Origin of the sequence: Proteiniclasticum sediminis, from assembly GCF_018128025.1 — a bacterium.
GTDB lineage: Bacteria > Bacillota > Clostridia > Clostridiales > Clostridiaceae > Proteiniclasticum > Proteiniclasticum sediminis.
The window spans coordinates 212,502-232,089 of record NZ_JAGSCS010000002.1 but is presented as its reverse complement, the minus strand read 5'-3'; the positions used below and the strand labels follow the sequence as shown (position 1 = coordinate 232,089).

The 19,588-nt window shown below is 54.3% G+C and carries 16 protein-coding genes; 1 reads left to right on the top strand and 15 read right to left on the bottom strand.

Going from position 1 to position 19,588, the window contains the following annotated elements; all coding sequences use genetic code 11:
- Nucleotides 1-2: 2 nt before the first annotated feature.
- The 14 genes from KCG48_RS02660 to KCG48_RS02595 all read right to left on the bottom strand — a co-directional run bounded on the left by KCG48_RS02660 (nt 3) and on the right by KCG48_RS02595 (nt 17,539).
- Nucleotides 3-689 carry a polyphosphate polymerase domain-containing protein gene (locus KCG48_RS02660; RefSeq protein WP_211799745.1) on the bottom strand — a complete coding sequence of 229 codons (687 nt, stop codon included), beginning with the start codon at nt 687-689 and terminating at the stop codon, nt 3-5.
- Nucleotides 690-832: 143 nt separating this feature from the next.
- Complete coding sequence (locus KCG48_RS02655) at nt 833-2,194, bottom strand: sensor histidine kinase (protein ID WP_211799744.1); 1,362 nt, start codon at nt 2,192-2,194, stop codon at nt 833-835.
- A complete protein-coding gene (locus tag KCG48_RS02650) occupies nt 2,178-2,885 on the bottom strand; it encodes a response regulator transcription factor (RefSeq protein WP_211799743.1) in 708 nt (235 codons plus the stop codon). Before KCG48_RS02650 ends, KCG48_RS02655 begins: the two co-directional genes overlap by 17 nt.
- A 117-nt stretch (nt 2,886-3,002) precedes the next feature.
- Nucleotides 3,003-4,139: an AI-2E family transporter gene (locus tag KCG48_RS02645; protein ID WP_211799742.1), complete on the bottom strand. Its 1,137-nt coding sequence runs from the start codon at nt 4,137-4,139 to the stop codon at nt 3,003-3,005.
- Between the two features lie 162 nt (nt 4,140-4,301).
- On the bottom strand, nt 4,302-4,724 hold the full coding sequence (locus KCG48_RS02640) for a VOC family protein (protein WP_211799741.1): 423 nt from the start codon (nt 4,722-4,724) through the stop codon (nt 4,302-4,304).
- A 96-nt stretch (nt 4,725-4,820) separates the two neighbouring features.
- On the bottom strand, nt 4,821-5,294 hold the full coding sequence (locus tag KCG48_RS02635; RefSeq protein WP_211799740.1) for a hypothetical protein: 474 nt from the start codon (nt 5,292-5,294) through the stop codon (nt 4,821-4,823).
- Nucleotides 5,291-5,491 (bottom strand): helix-turn-helix transcriptional regulator, encoded by a 201-nt coding sequence (locus KCG48_RS02630; RefSeq protein ID WP_211799739.1) that lies wholly within the window; start codon nt 5,489-5,491, stop codon nt 5,291-5,293. The genes KCG48_RS02635 and KCG48_RS02630 overlap by 4 nt, the downstream gene beginning before the upstream one ends.
- 165 nt (nt 5,492-5,656) lie before the next feature.
- Nucleotides 5,657-11,467 carry a CehA/McbA family metallohydrolase gene (locus KCG48_RS02625; RefSeq protein WP_211799738.1) on the bottom strand — a complete coding sequence of 1,937 codons (5,811 nt, stop codon included), beginning with the start codon at nt 11,465-11,467 and terminating at the stop codon, nt 5,657-5,659.
- A gap of 432 nt (nt 11,468-11,899) precedes the next feature.
- Nucleotides 11,900-12,460, bottom strand: coding sequence for an RNA 2',3'-cyclic phosphodiesterase (gene thpR / locus KCG48_RS02620; protein WP_211799737.1), 561 nt, complete (start codon nt 12,458-12,460; stop codon nt 11,900-11,902).
- Entirely contained in the window at nt 12,450-13,025 is a 576-nt protein-coding gene (locus KCG48_RS02615; RefSeq protein ID WP_211799736.1) for an indolepyruvate oxidoreductase subunit beta, read from the bottom strand. Before KCG48_RS02615 ends, thpR begins: the two co-directional genes overlap by 11 nt.
- A 1-nt stretch (nt 13,026) precedes the next feature.
- The gene (locus KCG48_RS02610) at nt 13,027-14,820 is read right to left on the bottom strand and encodes a thiamine pyrophosphate-dependent enzyme (RefSeq protein ID WP_211799735.1); all 1,794 of its coding nucleotides are present in this window, start codon (nt 14,818-14,820) and stop codon (nt 13,027-13,029) included.
- A 168-nt stretch (nt 14,821-14,988) separates the two neighbouring features.
- The gene (locus KCG48_RS02605) at nt 14,989-15,963 is read right to left on the bottom strand and encodes a macro domain-containing protein (protein ID WP_211799734.1); all 975 of its coding nucleotides are present in this window, start codon (nt 15,961-15,963) and stop codon (nt 14,989-14,991) included.
- Entirely contained in the window at nt 15,954-17,042 is a 1,089-nt protein-coding gene (gene mutY, locus KCG48_RS02600) for an A/G-specific adenine glycosylase (protein WP_211799733.1), read from the bottom strand. Before mutY ends, KCG48_RS02605 begins: the two co-directional genes overlap by 10 nt.
- Before the next feature lie 2 nt (nt 17,043-17,044).
- Nucleotides 17,045-17,539, bottom strand: a complete 495-nt coding sequence (locus KCG48_RS02595; protein ID WP_211799732.1) for an HD domain-containing protein — start codon at nt 17,537-17,539, stop codon at nt 17,045-17,047.
- Between the two features lie 168 nt (nt 17,540-17,707).
- Here KCG48_RS02595 and KCG48_RS02590 point away from each other — a divergent pair, with 168 nt between their 5' ends.
- Complete coding sequence (locus KCG48_RS02590) at nt 17,708-18,373, top strand: aspartate/glutamate racemase family protein (protein ID WP_211799731.1); 666 nt, start codon at nt 17,708-17,710, stop codon at nt 18,371-18,373.
- A 31-nt stretch (nt 18,374-18,404) separates the two neighbouring features.
- Here KCG48_RS02590 and KCG48_RS02585 read toward each other — a convergent pair whose 3' ends face one another.
- The gene (locus tag KCG48_RS02585; RefSeq protein WP_211799730.1) at nt 18,405-19,577 is read right to left on the bottom strand and encodes a sugar ABC transporter permease; all 1,173 of its coding nucleotides are present in this window, start codon (nt 19,575-19,577) and stop codon (nt 18,405-18,407) included.
- Nucleotides 19,578-19,588: the final 11 nt, after the last annotated feature.

The following is a 19,588-nucleotide window of genomic DNA, read 5'->3' as shown; positions in this document are numbered from 1 at the left end:
GATCACCCCAGGGCCAGGCGCCCCCGGGCATACTTGGAATGGGCCGTCTGCATGGCCTCTCCCCCCTGGACCAGATCCCGGATAAGATCGGGAAGAAAGTCATCGTACTTTACCTCCAAAAGACTCCCCGGAGACTCTCCCGAAAGATAGCCCAGGTCCTCTTCGAAGAACCTCCACACTTCCCGGCTGCTTCGGATCCCAAAATCCAGGGTCACCCGCACATTGCCCGGGGCATAGAGAAAGGGTTCCCGGTCATAGACAATGATGATTTTCGGCCGAAGGAGCTTCAGGGTCAGATCCGCATAGAACCGCTGAAGGAGAGGATCTTCCTTGTCCCGGAGAAACCCGTAGTCCCTGGCGAGGATCTTTACCACCTCTTCCCGGCAAAGGGGCGCTGATCGTTTAAACCCCTTGTTCATGCGCTTCACCTTTTTCTCCAGTCGGATGAAACGATCATCATCGTTATACATCCGAATTCGGTATTTTTCCCGGCAGTTTGTTCCCAGGAGATTGTCCGCCAGAGCCTCGTCATCCAAGGTATCAAAATAGAGTCTCTTGATCCGGTAGCTCTGTCCCTGAACATGGGGATCCCGGACGAGAATCTGGCCCAGTCTTCGGGAAAGCACTTCCCGAGTGGTCCGGGATATGGGATATTTCAATTCATTGCGGTATGAGGTGTTCTCCATCATTCTTTCCTCCTGCTTTTCATTGTCCATCTTCAGTGTACGCCATGCCCTTCAGGCGATTCCCCGAAAAACGGCGTCAGCTTTGGTGCAAAAGTCACGCAAAAAAGCCTGCAAAGCGTCATGCTTTGCAGGCTTATGGCGTGAAATCAGGGGGTGGGGTCCAAGGGAAAGAACAGGGTGAAAACCGTTCCCAAAGGACCCGATTTTACCTCTACGCGGCCTCCGTAAGCGGAAACCACGGATTTGACAATGGAAAGGCCAATGCCATGACCGCCCTTTTCTCCCTTGTAGAACCGGTCAAAGATCCGGGGAAGATCCTCTTTTTTGATGCCTTCTCCATCATCCGCCACTTGGATCATGATCCGGTTCTCCAGGATTTTGCAGGAAACCTGCACCTGGGTCCGGGCATAGCGCAGGGCGTTGGCGACGAGATTCTGAAAGGCCCGTTCCATGGATTTTTCATCGTAGGCAAATAGCACGGGATCCGGATCAAAGTCATAGGTGATGCCGATGCCCCGGCTGTGGAGAAGCGGTGAGCATCGCTCCACGGTGTAGGAAAGGGTTTCCCGCAAATCATTGGTGGTTCTCACCATGTCGGGGCTACGGGATTCCAGGCGGGAGAGGAAAAGAATATCCTCCACCAGGAGATGGAGATGGTCCGCTTCCTTCTTCATGGTGCCCAAGGCCTTCTCCTGATCCAGGAGCCCATACTCTAATCCTTCCGCGCTGGTCTTCAGGATCTGCAGGGGCGTTCGCAGCTCATGGGAGACATTCTGAAAGAAGGTCCGCTGCTCCCGATCATACTCCTGGAGCTTTTTCGCCGTCTCATTCATGGCAGACTTCAGTTCCGCCACTTCCTGATCTTTCGCTTCCATCTCCAGGGGTTCGTAGTGCCCTTCCCCGATGCTCTGGGCGAACTCGCTGAGTTTTTTCACCGGTTCGGCAATGCGCTGACTGATGAGGGAAATGACCACCAAGGTCACCGCCAGGGCGATGGCCATGATCAGCATGAGCGTATTGGACAGATTCTGCTCAAACCCGTAGAGGTTCGTCATATTGATGTAGAAGACCATGTAGTCTCCCTCAAAGGGCACCGCCGTATAGTAGTAGAGTCTTTCCCCCGTGGTGAGCTTTCCGATGTCTTCCCCCGTGAGGCTGATTTTCTGGGTTTTGGCCGCTTCGGCAAAGGTAAGGTAGCTTTCCTCTCCTTCCACTTCCACGGGGGGCAGGAATTTACTCACCACCTGGTAATTTGTCGTAAGAACCAGATGCTGCGCTTCGCCGGAAGGAATCTTCCGAGGCTTGTCTTTTAGGGCTCCGGGGTCCTGGGGCACCGTGTCATCGCGGATGGTGAACTGCCGGGAAGCCGTCAGCACCTCTTCGGCGCTGCGCTCCATGTAGCTGGTGATGAGGATCTTGAACAGCAGAAGAATCACCAGGAGAACGCCCAGTACCAGGGCTGTGACCTGGAACAGCAGACGATGTTTTAGGCTACGCTTCTTCGCCATGGCTTTCCTCCTTCACCCGAAAGCCAAAACCCCAGATATTCTCGATGCGGACGGCTGTGGCGACGAGTTTCTTTCGCAGTCTTCGCACCGTATCGTCGCAGGCCCTGGTTTCGATGTCCTTCCCATAACCCCAGATCTCATCCAGGAGTTCATCCCGGGAAACGGCCCGATCGGCATTTTCCGTGAGATACAGAAGAAGACTGTATTCCGTGGGGGTGAGTTCAAGCTCCTGGGTTCCCTTGGTGACCTTCATGGTTTTCTTGTTCAGGACAAGATCCCCGAACTGCAGCAGCTCCCCTTCTTTTTTATGAAGATTTTCCTGATCCAGACGCACCCTTCGAAGTATGGCCTTTACCCGCATAACCAGGGACATGGCGCTGAAGGGCTTCGTGAAGTAGTCATCACTGCCCAGGTTGATCCCCGTGGCATAATCCAGATCACTGTCCCGGGCGGTGAGGATGATGATGGGTACACTGCTTATGCTTCGAACTTTTCGTGTAATGTCAAAACCCGAAGATCCCGGCATGAGTACATCCAGGATGATGAGGTCCGGGGCTTCCTGAAGGAACGCCTCAAAGAGGAGATCTCCATTTTCGAAGTCTCTCACCTGATACCCTTCGCTCTCCAAAAACGCCCGCACGGTTTCCCGTATACTGGCTTCATCTTCGGCAATATAGATTCTCTCTCCCATGGCGCACCTCCCTTTGCTCTCAGTATACGGGAAAATTCCAGAAAGATTTACGCAAAACTGCCGCAACTCCATCGGCAGAATAAAAGAATCGCTTGGGTTTTCGGGAATGTTCCCGCACTACACCTGTGCTTCGGACTTCTCCTTCTCCTTCACCGCCAGACGGCTAGCCACATGGCGTTTGAGGAGCGTATAGAGTACGGAGCAAACGGGGACAGACAGGAGGATCCCCACGATGCCGAAAAGACCCGTGGCCAGAAGAATGGCCGCCAGCACCCAGATGCCAGGAAGCCCCACGGAGTTTCCCACCACCCGGGGATACACCAGGTTTCCCTCCACTTGCTGGAGGACCTGGGCCAGGATCACAAACCACAGGGCTTGGAGGGGGTTGGTGATGAGGATGAGGAAAGCACCCACGGCCGTGGCCACAAAGGCCCCAATGAGGGGAATCAGAGCGGTGATGCTGACAAGGACGGAAATGACCATGGCATAGGGGAAGCCCAGTATGGCCATGGAGACAAAGAACATCAGCCCAAGAATCACGGCTTCCGTCAGTTGTCCTGTGACGAACTTGGAAAAGACGTCGGAGGTGAAGGCTAAAGTCTCCATGACCCAGTCCGCCCGTTTCTCCGGCAGGAAGGCATAAATGAGCCGGCGTCCCTGGCGGGACAGATTCTCCTTATCCAGAAGAATGTACGCCGTAAACACAAAGCTGATGAAGACCGTCACCGTGCCGCTGACCAGCCGGCTGATGAGGGTCAGCGTATAGTTGGCGATATTGGTTCCCCCCACCTTCAGGAGGTTTAGAAGATCCTGACTGATGGACTCCAGGGTGATATCCATCTCCTGCAGATACTTCTGGATGGAGGGTAGATTCACCGACAGATTCTCCGCCCAAAGGGTGATCTTCTCCACAAAGCCCGGCAGCATGGAGGCCAGATTTTCAAAGGTCCGTCCAATTTCCGGAAGGACGATGAAAAGAATCAGAACCAGAAGAAGAATCATGCCCAGCAGCGTGATGAGAAGCGCCAGTCCGCGTTTCAGCTTCTTGTTCTTCATTTTCAGCCGCTGCTCCAGGGCGCTCATGGGGATATTCAGGATGAAGGCCACGGCAGAACCCAGGAAAAGGGGGTTCAGCGGGGTCAGGATTCGGAGGATAGTTCCCTCCACAAAGCTCAGATTCTGAAGAATCCAGGCAAACAGGACAGTGCCCAGGGCAATATAGGTGACGCGGCGTAGGGTATCTTTCGTACTCATGGTCCTCACTCCTTGGGGTCCGTTCAAAACCATGCCCAGGGCCTTGGTTTTCCTTATTGGACCGTTCATTTCCCTACATTATACCTTGATTCCCCTTAAAGGAGGATGAAAAAATAGAGATAAACGAAGAAAAACCCCCATTTCAGGGGGTCTGGGCCTAGACTATTCGGTCTTTGGAGGCTGCGTGCTGAATTGCCAATACACTCCAAAGTCATCCTTGATGGAGCCGTAGAGGGGACTCCAAAAGGTTTCCTGAAGATCCATATCAATCTTGCCCCGGGTGCTCATCTTTTCGAAATAGCTCCGGGTCTTGTCCATGTCGGGCGTCACCACCGTGAGACTCATGTTGTTTCCCACAATGAACTCCATGCCGGGCCAGGTGTCGGAGAACATGACGAGATCGCCTTCGATGCGAAGATCCGTGTACATGATCCGGTCTTTCGCCTCTTCTGGCAACGGTTGGGACTGATCCGGATTATCCGAGAAGGTCATGTACTTTGGCGGCTCATGATCAAAGACTGAGGCATAGAATTCCACCGCTTCCCGGCAGTTTCCGTCGAAATTGACAAAAATTTGAACACTCATGGATTCTCCTCCTTAAATCAGATTATTTCCCTTGTATCAAGAAAATGGGGATTTCACATGTCCAATCTGTTTCATTTTTATGAAAATCACAACCCATCATTCTTCCTCTGGAGGAGCAGATCCTTTTTCCTTATCCAGGGTAAGTTTCCATAGGATCCCTTGGGAGAAAAAGGCCATCACCATAATGAGCAGAATAAGCCACCAGCCCGGAGCTTCAAAGATATCTGCAGGAACCGCTAAGGTGTAGCCCATGTAGACAAGAAAGATAAATCTGCGGGTCAGGGCAAAAGCCCGGGAATCCGCTTCCCCTTTTAGCCGAAGAAGACGTTCGTCGCTTTCCTCGATGATGATGGACCGGATCCCTTCCGGATTCTTCTTTAGTCTATGGGCTTTATAGAGCAGCATCCCCCCCACCGTAGCCGGAACGAAGGATAGTCCGGTCAGGGCTTTTCCCAGGGCCCCTTGCCCCTGGCTGCTCAGGAGTATTCCCGTCAAAAGGATCACCGCTGAGAGGATCATCACTCCCCAGCCGTCTCGGTAAGCATTTTTTCGTAAACGTTCAGGATTCATTTTTCTCCCTCCCAAAATAGGTCGTCCAGGGTTTTTCCCAAAACAAGGCAGATTTCCGTGCACAGCTTCAGCGTTGGATTGTAGTTTCCCGATTCCACGAGGCTGATGGTCTGCCGGGTCACCCCCACCAGATTCGCCAGATCCTCCTGGGAAAGATTTTTCGCCACCCGGGCCAGCTTTAGTTTGAGGTTCTTCATCTTCTCTCCCCTCCTTACCGAAAGAGTACATCTTACCCGTCATTTTGTCGACTATATCTTACATAAAGAATGCTATTTCTGACTTTCAAGGCAGTGTCTTACTTTTGGGTTCCATGGGAAAAGGAGGAAGGTTTCCCTTCCTCCTAAAGATTTTATGCATTAGGGTTAGTTCAGCATGGACTTCTTCTTGGTGAGGAGCACCCATCCTCCGGCCATGGTCAGGAGACCAAAGAGGTAGAAGACGGTGGTGCTGGTCTGACCGGTCTTCGGCAGGGTTCCTGTGCCACTGGCCAGGACATAGACCGAGAAGGATTTGCTTTCAAACTCCACCTGGGTTCCCTTGACGGTGAACTTGTAGGCAGCGAGCTTCTGGTCTGCCAGGACATGGAACAGGTAGAGATTGGCGGCATCGAGACTTCCCAGGGGCAGCGATACGGTGACCTTGACCTTGGGCTGTACGCGCACACCATTGACCAGGAAGCTGATGTCGAAGGCGGATGTGGTGAAGTCCTTGATCTTGTACTCCACCTTCGTCACCTTCAGCACAGGCTTTGTGGTGAAAGCACCGGCAGGAACATAGACCTTTACCCCCGTGGCCTCATCCACAAGGACATAGACGGAAGGATCGGCCACAAGTCCGGCAAGGGCGGTTTCCAGGGCAGTCTTGGCGGCATCTACAGCAGCCTGTTCAGCCTTTTCATCCAGGAGAACTTTTTCTGCGGCAGCCATGGCATCAGCGAGAGCCTTGGCAGAGGCGACGGTCATGCCTGCGGTGGACGTGGCTTTCGCCTGATCCAGGAGGCTGGCCAAAGCGGTCTTGTCCGCTCCGGCTTTCACCAGGGTGACTTCTGCGCGGTCACGGACGCGGATGCGGCTTCCCAGAGGATCGATGGAGGAGAGACCGATGGCTTTCACGGTATCGCCTACCTTGATTTCCGGCATGACCACATCGGTACCGATATAACCGTCGATGAAGATGCGGGCAGGAACACCGCTGGCGTCCTGAATCAGGATGGATTCCACAACTCCCAGGTTGCGCTGGATCTCCAGCACCAGACCTTCCACGGACACCAGACGGCCCAGGTTGGCCGGAACATCCTTGGTGAGGACGGGCAGCGGGAGGATGGGATTGATCGTGGCATCCAGAAGTTCGATGGTGTCAATGTTGAGCTGATGCTCGCCCTGATAGGACGAGGTAGTACCGGTGATGCGGACCTTTTGTCCGGCCTGGTAATTTCCGGCGATGGGGAAAATATTGATGCCGCCGGTGGCATCCTGAACATAGGCACTGTCAAAGAAGGCAGTGCTGCGGTCGAAACCGCTGGCATTGGACGTAAGGATGCCTTCGATGGTGAAGGGCAGTCCCTCTTCGGCCTTCTGGACGTCGCTGATGGGCGTGATCACGGGGTCACCCTTGATCTCATCGATGATGTTGTTGACGATCATGAAGTTGGCGTTGCGCACCGATTCCTCAATGAGCATTTCCACCGTGACTTCGAAGTTGGAGAAGAACGTGACACCGGCGGTGACGAGGAAACCTCCGCCCGGAAGAGTCTCTTCCGTGACGACGCTGACTTCGTTCATGGGGACAACGACCTTGTCGGTGTCATAGTTTGGCACATAAGCTGAACCGGTGAAATTCGCGGTGTAGCTGGCTGCCCAGGTGGTGGCATAGCCGCGGACGATGGTGGTGGCCCCGTTGGGGATAACCGGTGCGGCATTGTATGCACTAAAGGTTTTGTTGGTCTTGTCGAGAATGCCTGCGCCAAAGGTGGTGTTGTCATTGAAGTTTTCCGCATCCTTGAAGGACAGGCGATAAGCTTCATTGGACTTCATCACATTGTCCACGACGATGCCGCCGCCGATACGGGCTTTGGCTCCGATGGCCGTGAGGATCTCGTTGGAAATGACATCGGCATTGCCTAAGCCGCCGGGATTTCCGCGGTCAGACTTGGAGGTGAGGATGAGGTTTCCGCCTTTTTCGGCATAGGCCTTAATGACGGCAATTTCCTCGGCAGTATAAGTCTTGGGCATCTTTCCGAAGCCCAGGTAAGGAACGGTGAGGATCAGCAGTTCCACGCCTTCCAGACTCTCTGCAGTGATGGCTGTGGTGATACGCCTTACACGGGCACCCTTCTGACCAGCCACGGTGGTGATATAGGAGTCATTGTTGGCGTAATCGCCGGAGACATAGAAGTTGTCATGGGCGGCATCGATGGCGATGTCCACCACGCTGTTGTTGTCATAGACGTTGAGATCGATGGACTTGGTGAAGGCAAAGGGAGTTCCTCCCATGGTGGCTTCCACATCCATGCGAATGGTCTGCTTGCCGATCTTGGAGGGCACATAGCTGTAGACATAGTCCATTTCTGTGCCGGCTTTCACGGAAGGAAGACCGGTGGTGAGGCTTTCCAGCAGCACGTCGTTGACATAAACACTGACCTTGGTCAGCTGAAGGTCGCTGGCTTCAAAGTTGTAGAGGGAGGCGGAAAGCTTGGTGGTCTCGCCCTTGGTGTCCATGGAGGTGTCCTTGGTGAGTTCGTTGATCCCCACCTGGGTCACTTCTCCGGTCCAGACCGGTGCGCTGACGATGATGTCGCCGTCGCCCTGCTCCACCTTGATGTAGTAGTAGGAATAGTCGTTGCTGAGGGTCACGGCCATTTTTCCGGAATTGGTGTTGATGGTTTCCGTATGGGCCACGATCCCGCCATCGACGATGACGCTGACCTTACCGATGACATCGGCAGCATCCGGGTCATTGAGTTCCACCAGGATATCCAGTTTGTCGGGATCCGTGGTGAAGATGGTGCCCATGGGCATGTTGTTGGCGGTGTAGTAGAGCTCAAAGTTGTTGTCTTCCGTGGCGTAAACCTGGAGGTTGTCCACGGCTTCAAAGAGAGCTTCCTTGGTCAGGGAGTCCGCAATGATAACGGTACGGGAGGTGTTGGCATCTCCCCATTTTCCCTTATGGTTGTCCTGGCCGTTGGTGGGCGCCAGATGCCAGCCCTTGTCCAATGCCTGGGTATAGTACTGATAGCTGGGGAAGTAACCGGATCCGCGGACCGGACCTTCGCCGTTGCCCACTTCGATGAGGTTGATCTTGTTGTCGATGGCCACATCGTAATATCCGAAATCCTGGAAGGTGCCGAAGGTGGCTCCAGGATGATTGAACTGGGAGATGGTGCCCGTCTGGCCCTTCAGCAGCTCGTAGTAAGCCTTGAGGCCGTCGCCGTTTTTAGCGGAGAGCGCCGGGTTATTTCGGCTGACGAATCCGTCGGAGCCGAAGGTATTGATATGGCCGTACTGTCCGCTCCAGGTCATTTCAAAGCCGTAGAGGGCCAGGAAGTCCGAAGTGGTGTATTTTTCGAAAATACTCTTGTAGTAGGCCCATTTGCTCATGGTCGCATCCACCGTGGACGCCGTGCCGGAGTTGGCATTGTCGAAGGTGCCCAGATTGGTGGAAGAGTCAAAGTAGTTGCTGTGGTCCGTCAGGGCCAGGAAGTCGATCTGCTCCACATTCTGGGCATAGGTCAGCGCCTGGTCGGGCGTGCCTGCGCCATCAGAGTAATTGGTATGGGCGTGGAGCTGGCCGAAGTAGTATTTGTACACCGGTTCGCCAATGTAGAAGTTCCAGACATAGGGATCGGAAACCACATTGTCGGTGCGGGTGATGAGGACGGAAGCTTCCACCTTGCCGTCGGCCATGGCCGCTGCTGGCTTGTAGGTGGCGGTGCTGCCGAAAACACTCATGAGAATGGGGGTTCCCCCATTGAGGGTCAGTTCGACTTTGGGGTTGTCGCCGGCATTGGCCAGCTCCACCACGAACTGGGGCATTTTGTCAGCGCCGGTGGCGGTGTTGGCTGCGGGGGCAACGCTGACCACCTGGGGACGATTGTCGATGACGACGGTGCCCGTGGCCTCGCCCTTATTGCCCTTGGCGTCAAGGGCGGTGAACTTCAGGATCATTTCCGAGGCAGAGTGGATCTTGTCCCCGGGAATTGTGGCCTGATATTTTCCGCTGGTCTCATTCTTCACCAGGGTCACAGGAGCGGACTCCACGCTGCCGATGGTGTAGGTCATGGTGACGGATTCCACCCCCACATTGTCCACCACTTCGATGGCGACGCTGTAGTCCGTGAGAACCTTGGCCGGCAGGAAGGTGGGCAGGGTGATGGAGGGGCTGAGGAGATCTTCCGTGATGATGTAGTCGGAAGTCTGGCCCATTCTCAGCTGCAGGGTGGTGTTGTACTTGGACATGACGGCCAGAAGATCCACTTTGGATCCGGCGGTGACGCCCAGGGGGAATGCAGGTCCCCGATAGATGGTCAGGGAACCCGTGGCATCGGTGATGGGGGTTCCTGCTGAGCTGCTGTAAGTGCCCAGGGTCACGTCCTTGATTTTCACAAACTCGGACATGTATTTGTCGGGCGTTGTCGTCAGTTCCAGCAGCGTTACTTCCTGGGGTGCGAAGGGTTCTGCACTTCCTACAACTTCTACGGCGGTGGGTTTGTTCACCTGAAGAACGCCGCCATAGAGGGAAGTGGGTCCCGTGACTTTTACGATGTCCCCGATCTTGTAAGTGCTGAAATTGGTGAAATCATACACCTGAAGACCGATGATTTCGCCGCCGATGATATCCTGCAGGATGATGGTGTTTCCACCGAAGGTATACGCCACCTGTCCAATGGTGGTGACGGTCTTCCCTGCTCCACCAGCCAGAACCTGGTCCAGGGTGGTAAGCCCCGCGGCCATCTCATCGCTGATGGGGTCATTGGAGTACAGCTTCACATCGGTGCCTAATACCACGCGAAGCTGGAAGTTCGTGAAACGGCTAAGTACGGCTGTCACGTCCACCACATCGCCTTCGACGATGCCGGTGAGTGCAGGCATTTTATAGATGTTGAAGCTGGAGGTGCCAGAGGTGATGACGGTGTTTCCTGTGGGAACGATGGCTCCCAAAGTCACCTTTCGGATCACAACCCTTTCAGATTCATAGTCCACAGCTTTCACGGGATCAAGAAGAGTTTCAAGGGTCACGGCCTGCGGAGCAGGCAGGGCCTTCTTCTCGCCCTTGGTGAAAGAGGACACGGCAATCTGCTCCAAAAGCTTGTAAGCGCTTCGGGTTCCCGTGGCGGTGATCTCATCGCCCAGGGCGATGGTGGCATCCGCTGCGGACAGATAAAGATTGATGCCTGCCGTGGCATCCTGAATAACCACATTGCGGCCATCGATGAAGGTCACCACACCCTTGGTGGTCACGGCGCCGGAGGTCATAGCCCTAGCCTCGGCGATGGTCATCATCGTGGGTTCTGGTGGTGGAGGGGGAGGAGGAACTGCACCCAGATAGCTGAGTTCCGGGGTGTGGGAAACATAATCGGTGGCATTGTTACCATCTGTCGCCATACGGATGGCGGAGGTGCTGTTGGAGAGTGCCGATGCGGCAGCAGTGCCCAAATAAGCAGATGCTGTACCGGTACCCAGATAATCCACCAGGTTGGGATACGTGTCGATGATGACACTGGGCATTTGGCTGCTTTCGATCTTTGTTTGATCTTTGGAAAGGGCCAGTTTAAAGTTAGCTGCGCCCATGGTAAGACTTGGCGCTTCGACATCTGCCCTTGGGAGATCAGGCAAGGTCGTATTTGCTCCCGGAGCGCCCTTGATGACATAGTACGCTCCTGGCTCTATGGTCCCAGAGAGTGGGACAACATTACTGAATGGATTTGTAGCGGACGCATACTGGAGTGACCAGGTGCTAAGGTCCACCGCTGCGTTGGAGATATTTTTCAGGACGACGAAGTCATTCTTGTAGATCGCGCCTGTATTCCCTCCTCCGCCATAAGCTTCATAAATGATGACAGGGCCCTTGCCCACATCAGTGATGGCTGCGCGAGCTTTCTGTCCGGGGATCATGGTCAAAAGGAACATGATGGCCAGAAGCCAGGCAGCGATTTTTCGGGTCCGAATTCTCTTCATGGTTTTCCTCCTCGTTGTTCATGATGAAATAATGAGAAGCAGATGAGACAGCGACGGACATCAGGTCCCTTTCCTCTTCCCACGGCTTCTCTTCTCCCTTGTCAGCATACCTTCCCCCGGTTAATTCCAGGTAATGGAAAGGTTAGGTCTTCTAGGGGAAGTTCACTGGGCGAAAAAAAGCCATTTCAAGCGAAATGGACCTCAGAGGATGGCAGATAATTAAGAATTGTAAACGTTATGCTACTCTTATTTTACCCAACCTTCACAATATTTACAAGGTATTGTCGAATCTATGTCGAAGATTCCCGTTCTTTTTTCTTCCGATCTTTCGCCAAAATCCGATACTTTTGAAAAACAGCAAAAAAATCCGGATCCGCCATGACTTTCGCGGATCCGGAACGACTTCCGTCGGGTGTTCAATTCTTTAAAGGATCATTTCAACTGAAACTCTGCTAGCGGAACATAGGTGATCAATCCGTTAATCCGGGTGCTTTCAAAAAGGACCACCCGGTCCACCCCATGGGTGAGCTCCTGGGGATTGATTCGCTCCTGAACCTCCTTCCAGGACTTGTCCTTTGCCGGGATTCCCCGGCGGATCAGGGTGACATGGGACGTGAAGATCTCTTCCGCTGGTTCCCCTTCATCCCCCAAAGCCTGGTCGAGATTCTCCTTCAGCTGGCTTAAGGCCCTTGAGGGCTCTCCGCCCAGCCAGTAAATCCGCTCCCGGCCCTTGGAAAAGTACCCCAAGGTTCCAAGGGTGAGGACGAAGGCGTCCGATTTCTCTGCGGCGACCTGGATCGCCGCCTTCATCTGGGGGATTCTGTCCCTTGGGGTCTCTCCCAGAAATTTCAGCGTCAGATGGAAGTTTCCCGTCCGGGTCACATTCCCCTGGGAGAGCTCCCCCAAAAGCCGCTGCGCCATTTCCGCCAGACGATCCTGGTGTTCCTTCGGCAGTCCAATGCCGATGAAGAGCCTTGCATTCTCAGTGGTCATATTCCCGCCCCCGGGCAAAAGCTCGGAGATTTTCCTCCACAGCTTTTGGCGGCACATTGGCCTTCAGCACTCTCATCCATATTTCTTCAGCGATGGGCAGATGGGCAGACAAGACACCCAGGAGCACCGTATTGGCCGCCTTGGCGTTTCCCGACTCCTTGGCTTCCTTCGCGGCATCCAGCGACGTGACGGCAAATCGCTCGGGAAGACTTTCCACCGCTTCCTCCGGATACGCCTCCTTCTCCAGGAGAACCGGTGTAGGATAGACCCTGCGGGTGTTTAGAATGATCCGTCCGTCTTTTTTCAGCAAATGACTCCAGCGAAGGGCTTCCAGGGGATCCATGCCAAGGAGAAGATCTCCCGTCCCCGGCAGAACGTTGGGGGAATGGACCTGATCCCCAAACTTCACCGAACCCCAGACCGTGCCTCCCCGCTGGGAGAGGCCCACCACATCGTTGGTCTTCACGTCAAAGCCAGCCTGAAACGCCGCTTCCGCGATGATTTTCGTGGCCAGGACCAGGCCCTGACCGCCAACGCCGGCAATGATGATATTCATGGTCTCCATACTACTCTCCTCCCCGTTGGGTGCGTTTGATCGCATTCACCGGACAAACCTGGGCACAGACGCTGCAGCCGACGCACATGTCCGGATCAATGGATGATTTCAGTTTATCGATGCCGGGATACTGCTTCATCCGGATGGGCGGACAGTTGGTTTTGACACAGGTTCGGCATCCGATGCAGATTTTCGGGTCCACATAGAAATTCGGTTCCTTGATTTTGAACTTCAGGGCACAGGGCCGGGTGGCAATGATGACGGAAATGCCTGGTTTTGCCACCTCTTCCTTGAGGATGTCCCGGAAGCGGTTGTAGTCGAACTGATCCGCATACTGGACATTGTCGATCCCCATGGTGTTGAGGAGCGCTTTGATGTCCATGTGCATATCATCGTGAACATCATACTTTCCGGAAGAACCGTTGCTTTGGCCTCCGGTCATGGCTGTGGTGCCGTTTTCCAGAATGATGAAGGTCATATTGTCCCGGGGATCCGTCTGATGGAGAAGATTGGCAAACCCCGTCATCCCCGAATGGAAGAAGGTTCCATCGCCGATGACGGACACCAGCGGTTTCTCGTCTCCGGATAGCCGCATGGCCTTCATCATCCCCTTGGTGATCCCTAAAGTTGCCCCCATGCTGATCATGGTATGGGCCGCCTCAAAGGCGGGGAGCACCGCCATGGAGTAGCAGCCGATATCCCCCATGACCGTGACTTTCATCTTTTTCAGAATGTCGAACACCGGGCGATGGGGGCATCCTGCACAGAACATGGGCGGTCGGGAAACCACAGGTTCCCTCTCCATTTCCGGAAGATCGGGTGAAGTCAGGAGTCCAGCTTCCCGAAGCCCCTTGGCGATGACTTCCGTATGGAGTTCTCCTGTGAAGGAAAACCACTCCTTCCCTTCGCAGTCCACCCCCATGAGCTTCAGCTCATTTTCCAGGAAGGGCTGCATCTCTTCCACCACGAGGATCCGGTCATAGGACTCCTTCAGCTCCATCATGCGCCGTTTGCTCAAGGGGTAAACAAGACCCGGACGGTAAATGCTGTAGGGCAGTGACAGCTCCTGAAGATTATGATAGGCCAGGCCCGTGGCCACCAGAAGCACCCGGGCACCGGGAACTTCCTTAAGCAGATTCATGGGGGCGTCATAGGCATACTCTTCCAAATCCTGGATCCGTTTCTTCATGGCATGCTGCCTTGCATGGGTATAGGGCGGTAGCATGGTGTACTTGGTGTTGTCCGGGGTAAAGCCCTTGGGCCGATGTTCTTCCCGAGCTTTCTCTACCACAATCCCTCGGCCATGGCAAATCCGGGAGGTAATGTCCAGCATCATAGGCGTTTCGAAGGCTTCCGAGAGGTCAAAGGCCAGGCGGGTGTACTCCTTGGCTTCCTCGCTGCTTCCGGGATAGAGAATGCCCATGTGGGCAAATTTACCCAGGATCCGGTTATCCTGCTCGTTCTGGGAGCTGGCCATGCCGGGATCATCGCCGGTCACCAGAAGAAATCCCCCGTTCATGGGGGTCTGGGTGAAGGTCATGAGGGGATCCATGGCCACATTGACCCCCACATGTTTCATGGAGACCATGGCCCGGGCGCCATAGAAGGATGCGCCAATGGCGGTCTCCAGGGCAACTTTTTCATTCACGGAAAATTCCGCGTAAATTTCCGGATATTCTTTCACCGATTCCAAAAGCTCCACCGTGGGGGATCCGGGATAACTGGAGGCCAATAGCCCTCCCGCTTCGTAAAACCCCCGGGCCACGGCCTGATTTCCGGTCAGTACAGTTTTTGTGTTTTCCATGCGTTTCCCTCCTTGCATTTCTTGTCCCTATCTTAACATCAAAACGGAAGATTTAGAATATTATAACGAAGATTGCCCCGGATGGTTTTTCTCATCATTTTTGATTCCACAATAATTAGGGCATCTTCTCCGGGAATTTTCACCAAAAGAAAAGACGGCCCATGGCCGTCAGGCTCCCAAAAGAGGGAGATGGTAGTAAAAGAGGGCTTCATTGATGGCATGGATGTCCGGATTTCCCTGTTCCAGAAAGAACCGGATGAGCACATCGGATTTGCTGGATGGGGAAAGGCGATAGCCAGCCGTCATGAGGAAATCGTCCGCTTCCTCCGGATCCAGCCCCAAGGCAATGGCGAAGGCCAGCGCCGTGGACTTCTTAGGTTTGTAGTGGATATCGGACCGGATCTTGGAAAACAGCTTTCGGTCGATGTTCGCCCGTTTGTAGGCCGTCGTGTCGCTGAGCCCCTTCTCATCAATGAGCCGGAGCAGCGTCTGGGAAAAGGTTTCTTCCAGCTGGTGCAGACGATCTTCCAAGGGCAGAACTAAGGACTCTGCCGCCACGGACTGGCGCAGCCGGTAGGATTCCAGCTGGGCATAAAGCGGAACATCGCTGTCTTCGGTGAAGTGTTTCTTCAGATACGTCTGCAGGGTGTAGACCATGGTGGGTTCCAGGGAGAAGGACTTCCGGTCATAGATGACCAGGGTCACCTGCATCTCCGATTCCTTCAGGAAGTCCCCAATGGCGGTGACGGCCACCAAAAGGGCCTCATCCTTGGGATAGCCATAGATCCCCGAGGAAATCAGGGGGAAAGCCAAAGAAGCGAGCCCTGCCCCTTCCGCCAGCTGCAGGGATGACAGGTATGCCTGACGAAGAAGCTCCTCCTCCTGATGCTTACCGCCCCGCCAGATGGGTCCCACAGCATGGATGACATGCTTTGCCGGAAGCTTAAAGCCCGGGGTCATCACGGCATGCCCCACTTTGCAGGGACCAAGTCCCGCACAGGCAGTCTTCAGCTCCTCCTTTCCTGCTGCAGCGAAGATCGCTCCGCAAACGCCTCCCCCCATGGCCAAATCCTCATTGGCGGCATTGACAATGGCATCCACCTTTAAGGTGGTGATGTCTCCTTGAATGATGTTCAGCGGCATGTTTCTCCTCCTTCTGCCTTTAGCGCGTTTTCTTCATTTTCCAAGAGGGTCAGGTAACCCTGGAATGCCGATGCCACGGAAAAACTCTCCCGGATTTCCTGAAGCGATGCAAAGCGGTAACCGCCCCCCTCTTCCTTCAGTTTCACCTGATACCCTTCCAAATGCCACTCCAGATGAGAAAAGACAATTTTCTGTTCCGGCAGGGCGGTCATGGCCAAGGCGGTCATTCCCTTTTCCGCCAGCATGGCCTGGATCTCCTCTTTACTATAGTATCCGCTGACATTGGGCAGTTCATAGAGGCCATGGAGAATCCCCGGCTCTTCCCGCCGTCTCACGGCATAGCGCCCCGCCTGCTCCAGGATGAGGACCGTGCGCTCTTCCTGGCGGCGCTCCTTGGCCTTCCCCTTCACCGGAATCTCCTCCTGGAGCGTTTCCCGGAAAGCCTCGCAGTGGTCCTTTACAGGACACTGGCCGCACTTGGGGACTCCTTTGGGAATACAGACGGTGGCTCCCAGTTCCATGAGGGCCTGGTTGAAATCCCCCACATGGTGATCCGGAAGAACATTGAGGGTCTCTGCCTTCAGCAGTTTCTGGGTTTTTCCCTGGGCGATATCCTCCCGGCATCCCGTAACCCTGGCCATGACCCGGTAGACATTGCCGTCCACGGCGGGAACCCGCTGGCCAAAGGCCATGGAGGCCACGGCGCCTGCCGTGTATTCCCCGATGCCCTTTAACGTGCGCAGTTCCTCAAAGGTCTGGGGAACTTCCCCCTGAAATCTTTCCAGGATTTCTTGGGCAGCATGGCGAAGATTCCGGGCCCTGGAGTAGTACCCCAGACCTTCCCACTGCTTTAAGAGCTCTTCTTCATCACTTTGGGCCAGGTCCGCCACCGTGGGGTATTTTGCGAGGAATCGCTGAAAATAGGGGATCACCGTCTCCACCCGGGTCTGCTGGAGCATGACCTCGGAGATCCAGATGCGGTAAGGACTGGGCACTTCCCGCCAGGGCATGGTTCGCCGGTTTGCCCAGAACCACTGCAAGAGATGGTCTTGAAAATCGAGTATTGCGTTTCTATCCAAAGTCAGATTTCTCCTTTTTGATCATCCGGGAACTTAAAGGTTGGGCTTTTCCATCCAAAGGTCTCCAGGAGGCTCACGGTTTTATCCGCCACCAAAACCAGAACGCTCTCCCGGTAGCGGGGCAAAGGCAAGTTCATGGGCCACATGTGTTTCTTGATGATATCCCGTTCCACGGGGCTAAGGGCAAAATGGCGCTCCGCATTTTTCAGCGCTGTCTTGGCATGGTGAAAGCCATGGAATCTTTTTCGCTGGAGATCCGGCACATGCCAGTCATAGAGATAGAAGTCATGGAGGAGTGCACCGCGAACGAGACTTACTTCATCGATGCGAAGCCTCAGCCTCCGGGCGAAGGTAAAACTCAGGAACGCCACCTGGACACAGTGTTCATAGGTGGTGACCCGCCCATGCTGGATGTAGTTTTTCATCTGCTGCACGGCCTCATGGGTGAGCGTGGGCTCGGCCATCTCCAGAAACTCTGTCCATAGCTGATTGTTCATCCCGTCTCCCTCCTTTCTTCCCTTTTCTTTATCATACCTTATTCCCTTTCCCTTGCCAAAAACTTTCCGCTGTGAAAAAGGCAGAGAAAAACCTTGCTCTTCCGTTTTCAGAGATGGAAATTTGCGGTAAGATAAGGAATAATCATTGTACAAAAGAGGAGGACTCCCATGATTGCAGTACTGGCAGGCACACCCATTGACACCGCCATGGGTGTAGATTTTATTCAAGGGAAAGGATATGCGGCGAAGGGGTATGCCGTTTCCCGCACCCCTGAGGAGCAGAGTCTCCTCCAGGTGGTATATCCGGAGCGCCTCACCCAGGAGGTGGACACTCTTCTGGGCACCATGAAGAGCGATGGCGCCCACGCGGTCTTTGTTTACTGCAACTCCATCTCCGCTGCTGTGGATATGGATATCCTGGGGAAAAAGCACCAGATCTTTGTGGTGACCCCGCTTCATGTCTATATTGACATGGGCAAAATATTCTCCTGTCTGGGCGTTCTGGCCGCGAACAATCAGAGCACCCACGGCATCGAACGGGCCATCCAGACCCACAGCCCCCATACCCAGGTCATTGGCACGGGGATGCTGAAACTGGTCAACGCCATCGAAAAAAAGAAAGCGCCGGAAGAGATTATCCGGGAAGCTTCCCTGCTTCCGCTCCTCCACTTCTACCGGGAAAACGGATGTGAGGCGGTGATCCTGGGCTGTACCCATTTCTCCTATCTCCACGGAGCCCTCTCCTTGATCAGCCCTCTCCCCTTGGTGGATCCTGCCGAGAAAATGCTCCAGAGACTTCTGGAAAGCGACGAAAAAGACGAGATCGAAGACTAAAACTTCGATCCCGTCTTTTTTCTTCGTGCAGTTATTTCTTGTTTCGGGTCTGAACGTCAAAGACGACAGCCAAGATCAAAATCGCTCCGCGGATGATGTACTGGTAGGATACCCCCACGTTGAGGAGGTTCATGCCACTGGTCAAGGATGCCATGACCAGGGCACCAATGATGGATCCGGTCACGCGGCCCACACCGCCGGCTGCCGATACGCCCCCCACATAGGCGGAGGCGATGGCATCCAGTTCAAATCCGGTGCCGGCAGAAACCGTCGCCGATTGGAGACGGGCCGTGAAGAGAATTCCGGAAAGCGCTGCCAGTGTACTCATGGAAGCAAAGACAAAGAGGGTGACCTTTTTCACGTCAATTCCGCTTAAGGTTGCCGCTTCTCCATTGCCGCCCACGGCATAAATATGACGGCCCAGGACAGTTTTCGTCTGGATGAAGTTATAAAGGCCCACGACGATGAGCACGATGACCACGGTCCAGGACAGTCCATTGTAGTCCGACAGAATCCAGGTCACATAGGCAATGAGCAGGGAGATGAAGACCAGTTTGATGTAGAAGATTTTGATGGGGACCACTTCAAAGTTGTACTTCTTCTTGTTTCGGCGATTTTGGAACTGGAAATAGATAAAGAGCCCAATGGCCAGAGCGCCCAGGATCAGGGTGATCGTATGATACCCCGGAATGAGCTTGATGTCGGGGATGTACCCAATGCCGATGGCGTTGAAGGCATCGTCGGGGACGATGATGGTACCGGTCTTCACTGTCACCTGAAGAAGGGCACCGCGGAAGATCAGCATGCCCGCCAAAGAAACCACGAAGGCCGGAATTTTCAGTTGGGCCACCATGAAGCCGTTAAACAGCCCAATGAGCATACCCAGGACGAGAATGATGGGGATGACGGCATAGACGGGCATTTTGTAGGCTGTCATGAGCATGGCAGCCACAGCGCCGAGGAATCCTGCCACATAACCCACCGACAGGTCGATGTGCTTAATGATGAGGATCAGGGTCATGCCCACGGCCAGCACCGCAATATAGCCCATGGAGTTGATGAGGTTGCTGATGTTACGGGGAGACATGAACACCCCGTCGCTCAAGTAGGAAAATACCAGCATGATGGCAAAAAGTGCGATGAACATGCCGTATTCCCGGATATTCTTCTTAAGCATGGTTTTGAGATCCTTGAAGAGTTCCATATACTTTTCCT

What these genes read in the sequence shown, in the direction of transcription:
- thpR (WP_211799737.1), bottom strand. Translation starts at nt 12,460, where the DNA reads ATGACCACTGAGAATGCAAGGCTCTTCATCGGCATTGGACTGCCGAAG.
- KCG48_RS02635 (WP_211799740.1), bottom strand. Translation starts at nt 5,294, where the DNA reads ATGAATCCTGAACGTTTACGAAAAAATGCTTACCGAGACGGCTGGGGA.
- KCG48_RS02655 (WP_211799744.1), bottom strand. Translation starts at nt 2,194, where the DNA reads ATGGCGAAGAAGCGTAGCCTAAAACATCGTCTGCTGTTCCAGGTCACA.
- KCG48_RS02645 (WP_211799742.1), bottom strand. Translation starts at nt 4,139, where the DNA reads ATGAGTACGAAAGATACCCTACGCCGCGTCACCTATATTGCCCTGGGC.
- KCG48_RS02650 (WP_211799743.1), bottom strand. Translation starts at nt 2,885, where the DNA reads ATGGGAGAGAGAATCTATATTGCCGAAGATGAAGCCAGTATACGGGAA.
- KCG48_RS02585 (WP_211799730.1), bottom strand. Translation starts at nt 19,577, where the DNA reads ATGGAACTCTTCAAGGATCTCAAAACCATGCTTAAGAAGAATATCCGG.
- KCG48_RS02640 (WP_211799741.1), bottom strand. Translation starts at nt 4,724, where the DNA reads ATGAGTGTTCAAATTTTTGTCAATTTCGACGGAAACTGCCGGGAAGCG.
- KCG48_RS02595 (WP_211799732.1), bottom strand. Translation starts at nt 17,539, where the DNA reads ATGAACAATCAGCTATGGACAGAGTTTCTGGAGATGGCCGAGCCCACG.
- KCG48_RS02590 (WP_211799731.1), top strand. Translation starts at nt 17,708, where the DNA reads ATGATTGCAGTACTGGCAGGCACACCCATTGACACCGCCATGGGTGTA.
- KCG48_RS02610 (WP_211799735.1), bottom strand. Translation starts at nt 14,820, where the DNA reads ATGGAAAACACAAAAACTGTACTGACCGGAAATCAGGCCGTGGCCCGG.
- KCG48_RS02630 (WP_211799739.1), bottom strand. Translation starts at nt 5,491, where the DNA reads ATGAAGAACCTCAAACTAAAGCTGGCCCGGGTGGCGAAAAATCTTTCC.
- KCG48_RS02660 (WP_211799745.1), bottom strand. Translation starts at nt 689, where the DNA reads ATGATGGAGAACACCTCATACCGCAATGAATTGAAATATCCCATATCC.
- KCG48_RS02615 (WP_211799736.1), bottom strand. Translation starts at nt 13,025, where the DNA reads ATGGAGACCATGAATATCATCATTGCCGGCGTTGGCGGTCAGGGCCTG.
- KCG48_RS02605 (WP_211799734.1), bottom strand. Translation starts at nt 15,963, where the DNA reads ATGCCGCTGAACATCATTCAAGGAGACATCACCACCTTAAAGGTGGAT.
- KCG48_RS02625 (WP_211799738.1), bottom strand. Translation starts at nt 11,467, where the DNA reads ATGAAGAGAATTCGGACCCGAAAAATCGCTGCCTGGCTTCTGGCCATC.